Source organism: Micromonospora sp. WMMD961, from assembly GCF_029626145.1.
In the GTDB taxonomy this organism is placed as follows: Bacteria; Actinomycetota; Actinomycetes; order Mycobacteriales; family Micromonosporaceae; genus Micromonospora.
On sequence record NZ_JARUBJ010000002.1, the window covers coordinates 6,702,675 to 6,718,427 of the forward strand.

Genomic DNA, 15,753 nt, shown 5'->3' on the forward strand with positions numbered 1-15,753 from the left:
TCCCATCCACCCATCGTGGAGGCCCTATGCGCCCGCGCCGCTCATTCGTCGCGCTCGCGACCGCCACCGCCGCCGTGACCATCACGGCGCTCGGCGTCGCACCCACCGCGGCCAGCGCCGCGCCCACCGACCTGTTCATCTCGGAGTACGTCGAAGGTTCGTCGAACAACAAGGCGATCGAGCTGTTCAACGGCACGGGTGCCGCCGTCGACCTGACGGCCGGCGGCTACCAGCTCCAGATGTTCTTCAACGGCTCCACCACGGCCACCACGATCGCGCTGACCGGCAGCGTGGCCGCGGGTGACGCGTTCGTCTTCGCCAGCGCCTCGGCCGGGGCCGCCATCCTCGCCCAGGCCGACCAGACCACCGGGGCGAGCCTGTTCAACGGTGACGACGCGATAGTGCTGCGTCGGGGCACCACAGTGCTCGACTCGATCGGGCAGGTGGGGGTCGACCCGGGCACCGAGTGGGGTGCCGGCACGACCAGCACCGCGGACAACACCCTGCGTCGACTGCCGACCGTGGCCGTCGGCGACACCGACCCGTCGGACGCGTTCGACCCGGCCGCGCAGTGGACCGGTTTCCCGGTCGACACCTTCGACGGGCTCGGCACGCACACCGTCGAGGGTGGCGGCCCGGTCGACGCGCCGGCCACGCTGACCTGCGGCGGCCCACTGGTCACCGCGACCGGCACGGCCGCGACCCGCGAGGTCACCGCCATCGACCCCGACGACACGATCGTCGACCTGGCGGTGACCGCGGTCAGCCCCGCCCCGTCCACCGGCTCGGTCACCCGCACCGCGTTCACCCCCGCAGAAGGGCTGGGCGGCACCGCCCGCGCCACGGTCAGCGCGAGTGCCGATCTCGCCGCCGGGGCGTACACCGTCACTCTCACCGCTACCGACGCGGGCGGCGGCACCGCCACCTGCGCGCTGACCGTGCAGGTGACCCGGGAGTTGACAGTCGGCGAGGTGCAGGGTCCGACCACCGACGCCGAGTCCGGTCCGACCGACCGGTCACCGCTCGCACCGGCGAGCGGCAACGGCACGAGCAGCACGCTGTACGACGTACGAGGCGTGATCACCCAGTTGACCCTTGCGCGCACCTCGGCCGGGGCGGAGCAGCACGGCTTTTTCCTGCAGAGCCGTACCGGCGACACCGACGGCGATCCGACCAGCTCCGACGGCATCTTCGTGTTCATGGGCACGTTCACCTCGCTGATCGGTGGTTACGTGCCCACAGTCGGTGACGAGGTCGTGCTGCGGGCCCGGGTGTCGGAGTACTACAACCTCACCCAGCTCTCCGGCGCCTCTCTGGTCCGCCGGATCGCCGGTGGCCTGGCCGTGGACACCACGGTCGCGGTCACCGACGCGGTGCCACCGGTCGAGCTGACCGACGCACAGCGTTTCTGGGAACGGCACGAGGGCACCCGGATGCGGGTACGCGCGGGCAGTGGCGCGGTCAGCGGACGGGACGTGTTCTCGTCCACCGCCGACGCCGAGCTGTGGGTGGTCGATCGGGACGACCCACTGCTGGACCGCGCCGACCCGTACACCCGGCGGGTCTTCCGTGATTCGCACCCGCTGGACAACGACCCGACCCGCCGCTTCGACGACGGCAACGGCCAGCGGACGCTGCTCGGCAGCATGGGTGTGAAGGCCACCGCCGGGGACAGCACCGCGCTGCTCCCGCCGGCGCACACCTTCGACACGCTGCGCGCGGACGCGGTGGGCGGCGTCTACTACTCGTTCGAGAAGTACGGCGTCCAGGTCGAACGTGCCGAGTTCGACGCCGGTGCCGACCCGTCGAAGAACAACCCGCCGAAGCCGGCCGACCGGTCGCAGGAGGTGGCGGTCGCCACCTACAACGTGGAGAACCTGTACGACTACCGGGACGACCCGTTCGACGGCTGTGACTTCGCGGGTAACGCCGGTTGCACAGGGGTCACCCCGCCGTTCGACTACGTGCCGGGCAGCGAGGCGGAGTACCGGCAGCAGTTGGCCGCGCTCGCCGACCAGATCGTCAAGGATCTGCACGCCCCGGACCTGATCCTGGTGCAGGAAGCCGAGGACCAGGACATCTGCACGGTCTCCGGCACTGCGCTGAGCTGCGGCGACACCAACGACGCGGACGGTGCGCCGGACAGCGTCCAGGAGTTGGCGCTCACCGTGGCGGCAGCCGGCGGGCCGGCGTACGCCGCCGCCTACGACCGGACCGGCGCGGACGCCCGCGGTATCACCGCCGCCTTCCTCTACCGCACGGACCGGTTGTCGCTGGCCGCCGCGACGGCGACCGACCCGCTGCTGGGCTCGGCACCAACCGTCCAGTACCGCTCGGCGGGGTTGCCGAGCAACGCCGACGTGCAGAACCCGAAGGCCCTGAACGCGGTGCTGCCCTCGGACGTGGACACCTCGACGGGTCGGGACGGGAACAACGTCTTCACCCGCGCTCCCCAACTGGGCAGGTTCACGGTGGCCGCCGCGCCCGGCTCGGCGGAGCGGTTCACCCTGTACGCGCTCAGCAACCACTACTCCTCCGGCCCGGACAGTCGGGTCGGGCAGCGGCGGGAGCAGGCGCGTTACGGCGCGGCGATCGTCACCGCGATCGAGGCGGCCGACCGGACGGCCCGGGTGGTCTACGGCGGGGACCTGAACGTCTTCCCCCGCCCGGACGATCCCATCGCGACGGGCAGCGAGCCCACGCCCTCGGACCAGCTCGCACCGCTCTACGAGGCCGGCCTGCACAACCTGTGGGACGACCTGGTGACGGACGTGCCGTCGTCCGCCTACTCGTACAGCTTCGAGGGGCAGGCGCAGACGCTCGACCACCTGTTCGTCAACGACGCGCTCCACGCCGACCTGGTGCAGGTGCGGGCGGCACACGTCAACGCCGACTGGCCGGCGGAGTTCACCGGCGACGGGTCGCGGGGTTCCAGCGACCACGACCCGCAGGTGGCCCGGTTCCGGTCCCGGGCGTCGCTGACCGTCGCCGACGCCACGGTGGTCGAGGGCGACCAGGGCACCAAGCAGCTCACCTTCACCGCCACGGTGTCCCGGCCGCTGTCCCAGCCGGTGCTGCTCTGCGCCGCCACCGTCGGCCTCACGGCACAGGCGGGCTCCGACTTCGACCCGTACGCCGGCTGCAAGGTGCTGGCCGCCGGGCAGACGTCGGTGGCCTTCCCGGTGACGGTGCGGGGTGACCGCAAACGGGAGGCGGACGAGAGGTTGACGCTGCTGGTGGCCGGCGTGCCCGGCCTGCGGCTGGCCGACCCGCTCGCGGTCGGCACGATCACCAACGACGACTGACGTCGAACGATCCCGACGAGGCCCGTCGATCCGCGCCGGATCGACGGGCCTCGTTCGTGCCGAGGTCAGAGCACGCTCGCGCCGAGGTCAGAGCACTCCGCGCGGTGGCCAGGGTGGTCGGGGCAGGTGCCGGTGTTGCGCCACCCGCACCTCCCACTGGCTGCGCCGCCGCATCGCGTCTCGAACCGCCCTGTCGCGGTAGAACGTCTCCGGCGGGCGGGCCAGCCCGTAGATGTCCGCCCACCACTCGCCCAGCTCGGGGTCGAGGATGGTGTCCAGGTGCGACGGGTAGCGGCGCTCCGCGCCGTTGCGGGTGTCCTGCCAGTCCCGCATCGGTTTCAGCACCCGGCCGAACTCGTCCACCACGGCCAGCCGGCAGCCCACCACCGCGATGATGCGCCGGAGCAGAACGATGCTCGGCACCATCCGGCCGGCCTCGATCCGGCCGATGGTGGCGTGGTGCACGCCCGCCCAGCGGGCCAGCTCGCGCTGGCTCAGGTCAGCGCGGCGGCGGACCGCGCGGACGATACCGGCTGCCGGCCAGGGCACGTCGGACGGTTCGGTGAGGAGGACCGGCTCGGCTGGGGCTGACGAATCGCTCATGCCGTCACCGTCCCGCCCGGCGGCGCCGGCCGCAATCCCGCCTGCCGCACCTGTGGACAACGAGCTGACCTGTGGATAACGCATGCCGCCGCCGATTACTGGCCGTGCTCACGGCACCCGTGAGAGGCCGTCGCTACACTGCGTCACGGATCTCACGCCGCCTCGTCCGGTCGACCCGGCAGGCCGCAGCCGACAACCGCCGGACCAGCTAAGACCCGACCCCGGCCACCAGACCCCCAACCCCCACGCCGCCCCCTTTGCTGTGCAGTTCAATATGCACCGCTAACGGACCGTAGGCGTCGCCGTGAGGGGTGCACAGCAAAGGGGGAACGAGGGGACGGGCGGGTCGCCTGAGATGGTCACGCTGGGTAGGCGAAGCAGCCGACGGCTCACGCGCATGGGCGTGACGGATCCGCAGGCCGAAAGAGGGCGAGAGGACCTGGGCTGGCACGACCGACTGGTCCGTGGGGCGGTCTGTCCACGGGTCGGTGCGCCTGGGTGCCCCCGCCCCATCGCTCCGCACCCGCCCGCTTGCCCGCCCACGCGAGGGGCGACAGTCAGGACAGCTTGGAACACGGCCCCGCCGGTACGGCCCGGCACGCAAGCGGAAGCGGAAGCGGCGTGGCCAGGGCCAGGGCCAAGGCCAAGGCCAGGGCGGGGGTCAGTAACGCTCGCGCAGGAGCTGGGCGGCTTCGACGGCCCAGTAGGTGAGGATGACCTGCGCGCCGGCCCGCTTGATCGAGGTGAGCGTCTCCAACATCACGCGCTCCCGGTCGATCCAGCCGTTAGCGGCGGCGGCCTCGACCATCGCGTACTCGCCGGAGACCTGGTAGGCGGCGACCGGGACGTCCACCGCGGCCCGCACCGCCGACACCACGTCGAGGTAGGGCAGCGCCGGCTTGACCATCACCAGATCGGCGCCCTCGGCGACGTCGAGCGCGACCTCGCGCAGCGACTCGCGCAGGTTGGCCGGGTCCTGCTGGTAGGTGCGTCGGTCGCCCTCCAGCGCGGACTCCACCGCCTCCCGGAACGGGCCGTAGAAGGCGGATGCGTACTTGACCGCGTACGCCAGCACCGAGACGTCCTGGTGCCCCGCGGCGTCGAGCGCCTTGCGTACCACGCCGACCTGGCCGTCCATCATCCCGGACGGCCCGACCATGCCGACCCCGGCGGCGGCCTGGGCCACCGCCATCTCGGCGTACGCGGCCAAGGTGGCGTCGTTGTCGACCTCACCGTCTCCGGTGAGCAGCCCGCAGTGCCCGTGCGAGGTGAACTCGTCGAGGCACAGGTCGCTCATCACCACCGTGGCGTCGCCCACCTCGGCCACCACGTCGCGGATCGCGACGTTGAGGATGCCGTTCGGGTCGATGCCGCCGGAGCCGGTCGGGTCCCGTCGCTCCGGCACACCGAAGAGCATGATCCCGCCGACACCGGCCTGGACCGCCTCGACCGCCGCCTTGCGCAGCGAGTCCCGGGAGTGCTGGAGCACTCCCGGGAGCGACCCGATGGCCCGGGGCTCGCTCAGCCCCTCCTTGACGAACATCGGCACGACCAACTCGGCCGGGTCGACCCGGGTCTCGGACACCAGCCGGCGGATCGCCGGGGTGCGGCGCAGCCGGCGGGGCCGGATCTCGGGGTACGACATGGAAGGGCCTCCTCGAACGACTACCGGAAGCGCAGAGCGGTCGGGCCCTGCACCTTCGAACCGCGGCGCTGCTTGGCCGGCATGGCGGCCAGCTTCTCGCGCAGCTCGACGGCGTAGGCGGCCAGCGCCTCCACCAGGTCGGGCACCGAGGCGTGCGGCGGCTGGACGTCGACCCGCAGCCCGAACTCCGTCGCGGTCTCCGCCGTCTTGGGCCCGATGACGGCAACAACGGTCCGGGCGTGTGGCTTCCCGGCGATACCGACCAGGTTGCGCACGGTGGAGGACGAGGTGAAGAGCACCGCGTCGAACCCGCCCGACTTGATCGCGTCCCGGATCTCGGCGGGCGGCGGCGCGGCGCGCACCGTCCGGTACGCGGTCACGTCGTCGACCTCCCAGCCGCGCTCGGTGAGCCCGGCGGCGAGCGTCTCGGTGGCGATGTCGGCGCGCGGCAGCAGCACCCGGCCCACCGGGTCGAGGACCTCGTCGTGCGGGGAGAACTCGGCCAGCAGCCCCTCGGAGGACTGGTCCCCGGCGGGGATCAGCTCCGGCTGGATGCCGAACGCGCGGACCGCGTCCGCCGTGGCCTCACCGATGCAGGCGATCTTGACGCCGCCGAAGTGCCGGGCGTCCAGGCCGTGCTCGGCGAACTTCTCCCACACCGCGCGGACCGCGTTCACCGACGTGAAGATCACCCAGGCGTACCGGCCGTCGACCAGGCCCTTGACGGCCCGCTCCATCTGCGCCGGGGTACGCGGCGGCTCGACCGCGATGGTCGGCACCTCGCACGGGATCGCGCCGTACGCGCGCAGTCGGGCACTCATCGCGCCGGCCTGCTCCTTGGTGCGGGGTACGAGCACCTTCCAGCCGTACAGCGGGCGGTTCTCCCACCAGCTCAGCTTGTCCCGCTGGCCCACCCCGACACCGACGGTGAGTACCACCCGACCGGTGAAGCCGAGCGCGGCGGCCACGAAGCTGTCCACGGTCGACGTGGTCGTGTACTGGGTCTCGCCGGTGCCGTCACCGGTCACGCCGACGCCGGTGGTGCCGTCGACCCCGGCGGCGAGCAGCCCGTCCCGGACCGCGGCGAGGTCACCGGCGTCCACGGCGAGCGCGAGCGAACCCCGGCCGACGGCCGTGGCCAGCGCCTCGAAGTCCAGTGCGCTGACGTCCTCGACGTCGGCGGCCGTACGCACACCCGGCAGCGGAACACCGGCGTAGGTGGCCACACCCTCGGCCTGGCCGACGCCGGGCACCACCTCGAAGTGGGCGGCGGTGCGGGCCACCGCCTGCACCTCCTTGACCACCGAGTCGTGGCCGAACGGGTCACCAGCGACCAGGTGCACCGCGTTCAACCCGGAACGGGCCGCGGAGATCAGCACCTTCGCCACGTCCCCCGGCGCGCCCTCGGCCGGGGTGAACTCGGCATCGTCGGAGGCCTCGGCGCGAACGACGGCGAGCAACGACTCCGGGACTCCCCGGTCGTAGATCACCTGGTCGGCGTCGACCAGGGCGTCGTGGGCCCGACGGGTCAGCAGGCCCGGGTCACCGGGGCCAGCCCCGACGAACGCGATACGGCCGACGGGCTTACGGGTGCGGGTCATTCTGTGCTCCCAAATTGCTGGGTCCCCGGGCCGGTGTGTCCTTCGTGGCCGAGGATCGAGTCGGCGCCGAGGTCGAGGAGTTCGGCGGCGAGTGCCTTACCGATCTCCGCCGCGTCGGCGGGCGTTCCGGTGCGGGACAGCCGGAGGTCACGAGTGCCGTCCGGGCTGATCACCGCCCCGCGCAGGTAGATCTCATCGCCGGTCTCGCCTTCGGCGGCGGAGTCGGCTGGCTCGCCTTCGGCGAGGACGGCATAGGCGGCGACGGGTGCGCTGCACCCGGCCTCCAGGGTTGCCAGAAACGCGCGTTCCGCGGTGACCGCGGCACGCGACGGTGCGTGGTCGAGCACCGCGAGCAGCTCGACCAGGTCCTGGTCGTCGACCCGGCACTCCACGGCCAGCGCACCCTGGGCGGGCGCGGGCAGCATCAGCATCGGGTCCAGCGATTCGGTGATCACGTCGAGCCGGCCGAGTCGGGCCAGGCCGGCCCGGGCCAGGACGACGGCGTCGAGGTCGGCGTCGGGGCCGAGCACCCGCGCCAGTCGGGTGTCCACGTTGCCGCGGATCGGGGTGACCTCCAGTTGCAGGCCGAGGGCGTGCAACTGGGCGATCCGGCGCAGCGCGCCGGTGCCGACGGTGGCCCCGGGCGGCAGCTCGGCGAGCGTCCGGCCGTCGCGGGCGACCAACGCGTCGCGCGGGTCCTGCCGGGCCGGCACCGCCGCGATGTGCAGCCCGCCGGCGGCAGCGGTGGGCAGGTCCTTGTAGGAGTGCACGGCGAAGTCGATGGTCCTGGCGGTCAGGGCGTCGCGCAGCGCGGACACGAACACTCCGACGCCGAGCCGGTGCACCGGCGCGCTGGAGCGGTCGCCCGCCGTGACGACCTCGACCAGCTCGACTGGGCGGCCGGTGGCGGCGGTCAACGCTTCGGCGACCTGGCCGGACTGGGCCATGGCCAGGGCGCTGCCGCGCGTGCCGAGGCGCAGGGGGGCGGTCATCGCGCACCTCCGGTGGGCGGGGTCGGCTCGGCGGTGTCGGCCCGGAGCATCGGGTCGTTGCCGGGCAGCGGCAGGCCGAGGTCGGGGGTCAGCACGTCCGGAACGGTGTCCACCGGTGAGGTCTGCGGGACCTCCAGGTCGAACAGTTCACGCAGCAGGGCCGCGTACTGGTCGCCGCCGGGCTCGGCGGCCAACTGGCGGACCTTGACGGTGGGCTGGTGCAGCAGCCGCTGCACGACGCGGTGCACAGTGCGGGCCACCTCGGCGCGCAGGTCGTCGTCGAGCTCGGGGCGACGCTGGGCGAGCCGGCGCAGCTCGGCGGTGACGACGTCGTCGGCCCGACCGCGCAGCGCGGCCACGGTGGGTGCCACGTCGGCGCCGCGCAACCAGGTGAGGAAACCCTCCACCTCGCTCAGCACGATTCGTTCCACGGCGGCGGCGTCGGCGGCGGCCGGGCCGTCGGCGAGCAGTGCCGCCATCCGGTCGATGTCGATCACCTCGACGCCGGGCAGTTCGGCGACACCCTCCTCGACGTCGCGCGGGACGGCCAGGTCGAGCAGGACCAGCGGGCCCCGGGCCGGGTCCCGTTCGGTCAGCGCCGCGCTGACCAACGCCCGGGTGAGGACGGGTTCGGTGGACGCGGTGGCGGCCACTACGATGTCCACTGTGGAAAGGGTGTCGGCCAGCTCGGTCATCGGCGCGGCACTCGCCCCGTACGACTCGGCGAGCCGGACGGCCCGGTCCGCACCCCGATTGCTGACGGTGAGCGGGCCGGCGCCCAACCGGGACAGCGTGGCCACTCCGAGCGAGCCCATCGCACCGGCGCCGACCACCAGGGCCGGGCGGCCGACGAGGTCGCCGTCGAGGTGCCCGGCGGCCAATTCCAACGCGGCGGTGACGACGCTCTGGCCGGCCCGGTCGATGCCGGTCTCGGCGTGGGCCCGCTTGCCGACCCGCAGTGCCTGCTGCATCAGCTCGTGCAGCAGGCGGCCGGCCGAGTCGGCGCCGGTGGCCCAGTGGTACGCGTCACGCAACTGCCCGAGGATCTGCGCCTCGCCGACGACCATCGAGTCCAGGCCGGTGGCGACGCGGAAGACGTGGTCCACGGCGGCGGTGTCGTAGTGCACGTACAGGTGACTGGCGAGCGCCGCCGGCGCGCTGCCGGCCTGGTCGGCCAGGACGGCGCAGACGTCGCCGAGCCCACCGTGGAAACCGGACACGGCGGCGTAGACCTCCACCCGGTTGCAGGTGGAGACGATCACCGCCTCGGAGACGTACGGCTGGGCGATCAGGCGGTCCAGGGTGCGGGTCAGGTCGGCGGGGGGCACGGCCAGCTGCTCCAGCGTGGCGACCGGGGCGGTCCGGTAGGACGCGCCGACGACGAGCAGTTTCACGTGCCGATCGCCTCCTGGGTGTCGGTGGCCGCGAACCCGCCCGGCAGGGCGGTGAGAGCGGACCCGCCGGTGGCGGGCAGCGCGGTCAGCGACGCCTTGCGGTGCTCGTGGAAGGACAGAATCTGCAGCTCGATGGCGAGGTCGACCTTGCGCACGTCGACCCCCTCCGGAACCGAGAGTACGCACGGCGCGAAGTTGAGGATGCTCGTCACGCCCACGGCGACCAGTTGGTCGGCAACCTGCTGGGCGGCGGCGGCCGGAGTGGCGATCACGCCGATCGCGAGGGATTCCTCCGCGGCGACAGTGGGTAGGTCGTCGACATGCCGGACCACCAGGCCGTTGATCTCCTCACCGACCCGGGAGGGATCGGCGTCGAGCAGTGCGGCGATCCGGAAGCCCCGGCTGGCGAAGCCGTCGTAGCCGGCCAGGGCGTGACCGAGATTACCCACGCCGACCAGGGCGACCGCCCGGCGTTGGGTGAGCCCGAGCACGTACTCGATCTGCTCGATCAGGAGCGCGACGTCGTAACCCACGCCCCGGGTGCCGTACGAGCCGAGGTGGGAGAGGTCCTTGCGGAGCTTTGCGGGGTTGACCCCGGCGGCGGCGGAGAGGCCCTCGCTGGAGACCGTCTCGTGACCGGTGTCGGCGAGGTTGTGCAGCGCGCGCAGGTATTCCGGGAGCCGGGCGACGGTCGCCTCGGGCAGGTCCGGGAGCGCTGGTACGGCACCGGCACGGCCGGGCGCGCCTGGGTGACGGTGCTGACTCATGAGACTCCGTGCGGTGCGATCCTCGGCCAACTCCGCTGGTCGGCCGCTTATGGACTCCCGCTGGCGACCGAGGTTGCCGGCTGTGCTAGCAGGGCGCGTCGGAGTCACAGCGTAGGCGCTTGTGAAGACGTGCACAAATCGCGATCTTGCCGCTGCGCCACGCAACCTCACCAGCACCTCCATTCCGCAAGATCGATCGGACGGGTATCCACGCGCGCCGCCCGGGCGATTATTGCTCAATCCCGACTTCTCTGACCAATCCCGCGCCGAGCCTTCCGAGGGCCGTCCCGCAGGTGGTAGGGGCAGCACTACGGAGGAGAGGCAGGGCTTCGGGATGGGGACGGGCGGCCCGGGTGCCTAGCCTTTTGGCATGACCGCCGTTGCCGCCACCAGCGACCGACCGACGCTGGCACCGAGCATCCCCCGCCAACTCTTCGTCGACTCCGGGTACGTGCTGCTCGGTCTGCCCCTGGCGGTGGCCAGCTTCGTCGTCCTCATCGTCGGCCTGGCGGTCGGCATCGGTCTGGTGGTCACGGTGATCGGCCTGCCGATCCTCAGCGGGACCCTGTACGCGGCCCGCGGGCTGGCCGACATCGAGCGGCTGCGGCTGCCCGCGGTGCTGCACCAGCCCCGGATCCGGCCGCACTACCGCCTGCCCGAGGGGGGCGCGAACGCCTGGCGGCGGATCTTCGTGCCGATGCGGGACGCCCAGTCCTGGCTCGACCTGGCGCACGGCATCCTGCGGGTGATCGCGGCGGTGGGCACCTTCGTGGTGGCCCTGGCGTGGTGGGCCGCCGCCGTCGCCGGCTCGCTCTACTGGGCCTACGACTGGGCCCTGCCCCGCGCAGACGGTGAGGGTGACCCGGATCTGGCGCAGCTGCTCGGGCTGGGCGACTCGACCACCGCCCGGATCGGCCTGTACACCGCACTGGGGGTGTTCTTCCTGATCACCCTGCCGATCGTGGTGCGGGGCTGCGCCCTGCTCCAGGCCAGCTTCGCCAAGGCCATGCTGACCGGCGTGGCCGAGATGCGGGACCGGATCACCGTGCTGGAGGAGCAGAAGCGGGCCGCCGTGTCCGCCGAGGCTTCCGCGCTGCGCCGGTTGGAACGCGACATCCACGACGGCCCCCAGCAGCGCCTGGTCCGGCTGGCGATGGACCTCAGCCGGGCCCGGATCCAGCTCGCCTCCGACCCGGAGGCGGCCGGCCGGACCATCGACGAGGCGGTCACCCAGACCCGGGACACGCTGGCCGAGCTGCGGGCGCTGTCCCGGGGCATCGCGCCGCCGATCCTGGTCGACCGGGGCCTGCCCAGTGCGCTGGCCGCGATCGCCGGCCGCGGGCTGATCCCGATCGAGCTCCAGGTGGACCCGCAGCTCGGCACCCCGGCCGGGCGGCTCGACCCGGCGGTGGAGAACACCGCGTACTTCGTGGTGTCCGAGGCGCTGACCAACGTCGCCAAGCACGCCCGGGCTACCGAGGCCACGGTGGCCGTCGCCCGGCACGGCACCCACCTCCAGGTGCGGGTGGGCGACGACGGGCAGGGCGGCGCACACCTCGCCAAGGGTCACGGGTTGGCCGGGATCGCCGACCGGGTGCGGGCCGCCGGCGGTGAACTCGTGGTGGTCAGCCCGGCCGGCGGACCCACCGAGATCCGCGCCGAGCTCCCCCTGTGAGCCGTTGGAGACCGCCGCGAACGGGTTCGACGTGGTAGACAACACAGCCATGCGCATCGTGATCGCCGACGACGCCGTTCTGCTCCGGGAAGGGCTGGTTCGGCTGCTGACCGAGAGCGGGCACCAGGTGGTGGCCGCCGTCGGGGACGGTGACGCGCTGGTCGAGGCAGTGGTGGAGCACCGTCCGGACGTGTCGATCGTCGACGTCCGGATGCCGCCGTCGCACACCGACGAGGGGCTGCGGGCGGCGGTGGAGGCGCGTCGGCTGGTGCCGCGTACCCCGATCCTGGTGCTCTCCCAGTACGTCGAGGTCTCGTACGCCGATGATCTGCTCGCCACCACCGGCGGCGCCGGCGGCGGGATCGGCTACCTGCTCAAGGACCGGGTGGCCGCGATCGACGAGTTCCTGGACGCGCTGCGCCGGGTGGCGGGCGGTGGCACGGTGCTCGACCCGGAGGTGGTCGGTCAGCTCTTCGCCCGACGCCGCCGCGACGACCCGCTGAGCGAACTGACCCCACGCGAGCGGGAGGTGCTCGCGCTGATGGCGGAGGGACGTTCGAACACCGCCATCGCCCGCGCCCTCGTGGTCAGCGACGGGGCGGTGGAGAAGCACGTGCGCAACATCTTCACCAAGCTCACCCTGCCGCCGGACACCGAGCAGCACCGTCGGGTGCTGGCCGTCCTCACCTATCTGCGGAACTGACCTGCCGGGCCAGGGTCACCGCGTCGGTGAGGGTGTCGGCCACCGGGTGACCGGAGGCGCGCAGCCGGGCCGGGTCGGTGAACCCGCCGGTGTAGAGCACCGCCCGGCCGCCCACCGCGGTCGCCGCGTCCGCGTCGTCGATGGAGTCACCGATCAGCACCACCGAGGCGCCGTCCACGCCCAGCTCGGCGAGGTGCCGTTCGAGCGACTCGGCCTTACGGTCGCCGCCGACCGTGGCCCGCAGCCCGTCGACCCGGGTGAAGTGGCCGGTCAGCCCGTACGTGTGCACGGTCGGCACCAGCTCCTCGTGGAACCACATGGAGAGCAGACTCTGACTGCCGGGCCACGCGGCCATCGCGGTGCGCGCGTCGTCGGCCAGCTCGCAGGTGGTCAACCCGGTGCGGTACGCGTCGTGGAAGATCCGGTCCAGTCGGCCGAACTCGTCGTCGTCCACGGCCTGCCCGAGCACCTCGGCGTAGTACTCGGCGATCGGCCGGCGGAACCGCACCCGGTGCTCGTCGAGGGTGACGGTCGGCCCGCCGATGCTGGCGAACACGACGTTGGTGGCGGACACCACCAGGCTGAGGTCGTTGAGCAGGGTGCCGTTCCAGTCCCAGACGAGGTGCGGGTTCGCGGGGGTCATTCAGAGCACTCTAGGCACCGTTCAGAGCTGCGGGGTGGTCAGGTCCCGCAGCAGTCGGTCCTCCTCGACCCGCCAGTAGCCGTGCTCCTTGCCGTCGAGCATCACCACCGGCAGCCGGTCCCCGTACTCCCGCTCCAGGCCCTCGTCACCGGTGACGTCCCACTCGACCCACTTGTCGCCGGTGACCGCCACCACCCGGTCGAGCGCCGCCTTGGCGTCGTCGCACAGGTGACAGCCGGGTCGGGTGATCAGGGCGAGCCGGGCGTCAGTGGCCATCGGGTACCTCCGTGCGGGTGTCGGCGGGTGCGGACGGGCCGGCCGGGGGCACCGACCGGAGCTGGGTCTTGCGTACCTTGCCGATCGCCGAGTGGGGCAGGGCGTCGACGATCTCGACGGCGGTCGGGCACTTGAACCGGGCCAGGTTCCGTGCGCAGTGGGCGAGCAGCTCCTCGCTGGTCACCGGTCGCCCCGGTGCCGGCACCACGTACGCCCGCACAGTCTCTCCGGTCCGTGGGTGCGGCACACCCACTACCGCCGACTCGGCCACCCCGGGGTGCCCGGTGAGCACCAGTTCGACCTCGTGCGGATAGACGTTGAATCCGTTGACCAGGATCAGCTCGCCGAGCCGGTCGACCAGGAAGAGGTCCCCGTCCTCGTCGGCGTAGGCGATGTCCCCGGTGCCCCACCAGCCGTCGGCGTCCGGCCCGCCCCGACCGTCGGGCCAGTAGCCGTCGAAGAGGTTGGGGCCGCACACGACGATCTGCCCCGGGTCCGTGCCCGGGGTCATGTCGGAGATGTCCAGCTCGTCCGGGTCGTCGTCGGGGACGGCCAGCCCGTCGCGCCACAGGTCCACCCCGTCGGCACCGACCAGGCGCAACCGCACCCCGGGCAGGGGCCGGCCGATCGAGCCCGCCTTGGCCACACCACCCATCAGGGTGGAGGTGAGCACCGGGGCGGTCTCGGTGAGGCCGTACCCGATGTGCACCTGATGTCCGGTGACGTGGGTGAACTGCGCCGCGACCGAGGGCTCCAGCGGTGCCGCGCCGCAGACCGCGACCCGCACCGACGCGGTCGCCGCGCGGACTGTGGCGGCACCGGCCCAGGTCAGGAACATCGACGGTACGCCGACCAGCACGCTGACCCGGTGCCGGGCGATCTCGTCCAGCCCCGCGGTCGGGCCCAGCTCGTCGAGCAGCACTCCGGTCGCACCGTGGTGGACGACCGCGCCGAGCCCCGAGTTGAGCCCGTACGCGTGGAACAGCGGCAACGCGAGCAGCACAGTGTCCGTCGGACCGACCACCGGCGGTTCGATCACGTCGACCTGCTCGTGGTTGGCGAGCAACGCCTGGTGCGAGAGCATCGCCCCCTTGGGTCGCCCCTCGGTGCCGGAGGTGTAGAGGAGTACCGCCAGGTCGGTGCCGCCTCGGCGGGGGCGGGCCGGTTCGGGCGCGTCGGCGGTCGGCGGTCGGCGGTGTACGGCGACGAGCGAGGGCAGCTCGTCGGCCAGGTCGGCGACCAGGCCCCGGACCCGGTCGGTGCCGACGAGGACCGACGCGCCGGAGTCGGACAACACGTGCCGCAGTTCCGGTGCGGTGAAGCCGGGGTTGACCGGCACGGCGACCAGCCCCGCGCGCAGGGCACCGAGCCAGGTGACCACGAAGTCGATGGTGTTCGGCAGCGCGATCGCGACGCGTGGCGGCGTACCGCCGGGGTCGGCGGGCGGCGCGGCGGCCGACAGACCACGCGCGGCGGCGTCCACCGCGGCGTCCAGGTCGGACCAGCTGAGCATCTGGTCGCGCCAGTGCAGCGCGGCCCGGTCACCGCGGTCCTGAGCCGCCCGGCGGACCCGGTCGGCGAGGTTCGGCTCGGGATTTACCGAGAGGTCCTGCACGGTGATCGAGTCTGGCACAGCGGGCGACGACAGGCCACGCCCGACGGGTGGGGCCGCACGCGGGCGGCGGCACCGCGAGAGTCCCGTGGACGGGACTACGCGGTGTGCCACCGGCGATCGGATCAGGTCCTGCCGATGGGACGGACGACGCCGTCCACACCCGCTTCGGTCGTGCCCGCGCGGCCACCCGGCGCGGCGCGCCGACCGAACGTCCAATACGCCCCCGAGCAGGTAATCCATCGTGGAACAGCGCGCGAACGGAAAGTCAAACGCACACGACGGACAACCGGTCCGGCATTGGTGCGACGGAGCGGGAAATACTTCCGCCTTGTGTAACGGACTTGCCACGCGCGGGTGACGTTGGCCCTATCATCACTCGGGTCGGGTCACCCCATTTGCCGTGAGTCGACACCCCTCAGCCCGAGGAGGCCCCCGTGCCTGTGAGCGCATTGGACCAGCACCTCCAGGGGAATTGCCGCCCGTCGGCAACTCCCATGACAGTCCTGCCCGACCGGTCATCCGGTCGGTCCGCCC

The 15,753-nt window shown here is 72.7% G+C and carries 12 protein-coding genes; 3 read left to right on the plus strand and 9 right to left on the minus strand.

Features of this window, described 5'->3' with window-relative positions; genetic code table 11:
- Nucleotides 1-26 precede the first annotated feature (26 nt).
- The gene (locus tag O7614_RS30685; protein ID WP_278141842.1) at nucleotides 27-3,305 is read left to right on the plus strand and encodes a lamin tail domain-containing protein; all 3,279 of its coding nucleotides are present in this window, start codon (nucleotides 27-29) and stop codon (nucleotides 3,303-3,305) included.
- An 87-nt stretch (nucleotides 3,306-3,392) separates the two neighbouring features.
- On the opposite strand, the gene O7614_RS30690 is transcribed toward O7614_RS30685, so the two are convergent.
- The 6 genes from O7614_RS30690 to O7614_RS30715 form a co-directional block, all read right to left on the minus strand.
- Nucleotides 3,393-3,908, minus strand: a complete 516-nt coding sequence (locus tag O7614_RS30690; RefSeq protein ID WP_278141843.1) for a helix-turn-helix transcriptional regulator — start codon at nucleotides 3,906-3,908, stop codon at nucleotides 3,393-3,395.
- 661 nt (nucleotides 3,909-4,569) lie between these two features.
- Entirely contained in the window at nucleotides 4,570-5,553 is a 984-nt protein-coding gene (gene hemB, locus O7614_RS30695) for a porphobilinogen synthase (RefSeq protein ID WP_278141844.1), read from the minus strand.
- Between the two features lie 20 nt (nucleotides 5,554-5,573).
- Nucleotides 5,574-7,154, minus strand: a complete 1,581-nt coding sequence (locus O7614_RS30700) for a uroporphyrinogen-III synthase (RefSeq protein ID WP_278141845.1) — start codon at nucleotides 7,152-7,154, stop codon at nucleotides 5,574-5,576.
- A complete protein-coding gene (gene hemC, locus O7614_RS30705; protein WP_278141846.1) occupies nucleotides 7,151-8,146 on the minus strand; it encodes a hydroxymethylbilane synthase in 996 nt (331 codons plus the stop codon). The genes O7614_RS30700 and hemC overlap by 4 nt, the downstream gene beginning before the upstream one ends.
- Nucleotides 8,143-9,540, minus strand: a complete 1,398-nt coding sequence (locus tag O7614_RS30710; RefSeq protein ID WP_278141847.1) for a glutamyl-tRNA reductase — start codon at nucleotides 9,538-9,540, stop codon at nucleotides 8,143-8,145. Before O7614_RS30710 ends, hemC begins: the two co-directional genes overlap by 4 nt.
- Entirely contained in the window at nucleotides 9,537-10,307 is a 771-nt protein-coding gene (locus O7614_RS30715; protein WP_278141848.1) for a redox-sensing transcriptional repressor Rex, read from the minus strand. Before O7614_RS30715 ends, O7614_RS30710 begins: the two co-directional genes overlap by 4 nt.
- Nucleotides 10,308-10,677: 370 nt before the next feature.
- Here O7614_RS30715 and O7614_RS30720 point away from each other — a divergent pair, with 370 nt between their 5' ends.
- Nucleotides 10,678-11,982 (plus strand): sensor histidine kinase, encoded by a 1,305-nt coding sequence (locus tag O7614_RS30720; RefSeq protein ID WP_278141849.1) that lies wholly within the window; start codon nucleotides 10,678-10,680, stop codon nucleotides 11,980-11,982.
- 49 nt (nucleotides 11,983-12,031) lie between these two features.
- On the plus strand, nucleotides 12,032-12,685 hold the full coding sequence (locus O7614_RS30725; RefSeq protein WP_278141850.1) for a response regulator transcription factor: 654 nt from the start codon (nucleotides 12,032-12,034) through the stop codon (nucleotides 12,683-12,685).
- Here the strand turns inward: O7614_RS30725 and O7614_RS30730 are convergent.
- The 3 genes from O7614_RS30730 to O7614_RS30740 are packed head-to-tail and all read right to left on the minus strand — an operon-like array spanning nucleotide 12,666 to nucleotide 15,219.
- Nucleotides 12,666-13,328, minus strand: a complete 663-nt coding sequence (locus O7614_RS30730; RefSeq protein WP_278141851.1) for an HAD hydrolase-like protein — start codon at nucleotides 13,326-13,328, stop codon at nucleotides 12,666-12,668. The two genes, O7614_RS30725 and O7614_RS30730, sit on opposite strands and share 20 nt — an antisense overlap.
- Nucleotides 13,329-13,349: 21 nt before the next feature.
- Nucleotides 13,350-13,604, minus strand: coding sequence for a glutaredoxin family protein (locus O7614_RS30735; RefSeq protein WP_030329740.1), 255 nt, complete (start codon nucleotides 13,602-13,604; stop codon nucleotides 13,350-13,352).
- The gene (locus O7614_RS30740; protein ID WP_278141852.1) at nucleotides 13,594-15,219 is read right to left on the minus strand and encodes an AMP-binding protein; all 1,626 of its coding nucleotides are present in this window, start codon (nucleotides 15,217-15,219) and stop codon (nucleotides 13,594-13,596) included. The genes O7614_RS30735 and O7614_RS30740 overlap by 11 nt, the downstream gene beginning before the upstream one ends.
- Nucleotides 15,220-15,753 lie beyond the last annotated feature (534 nt).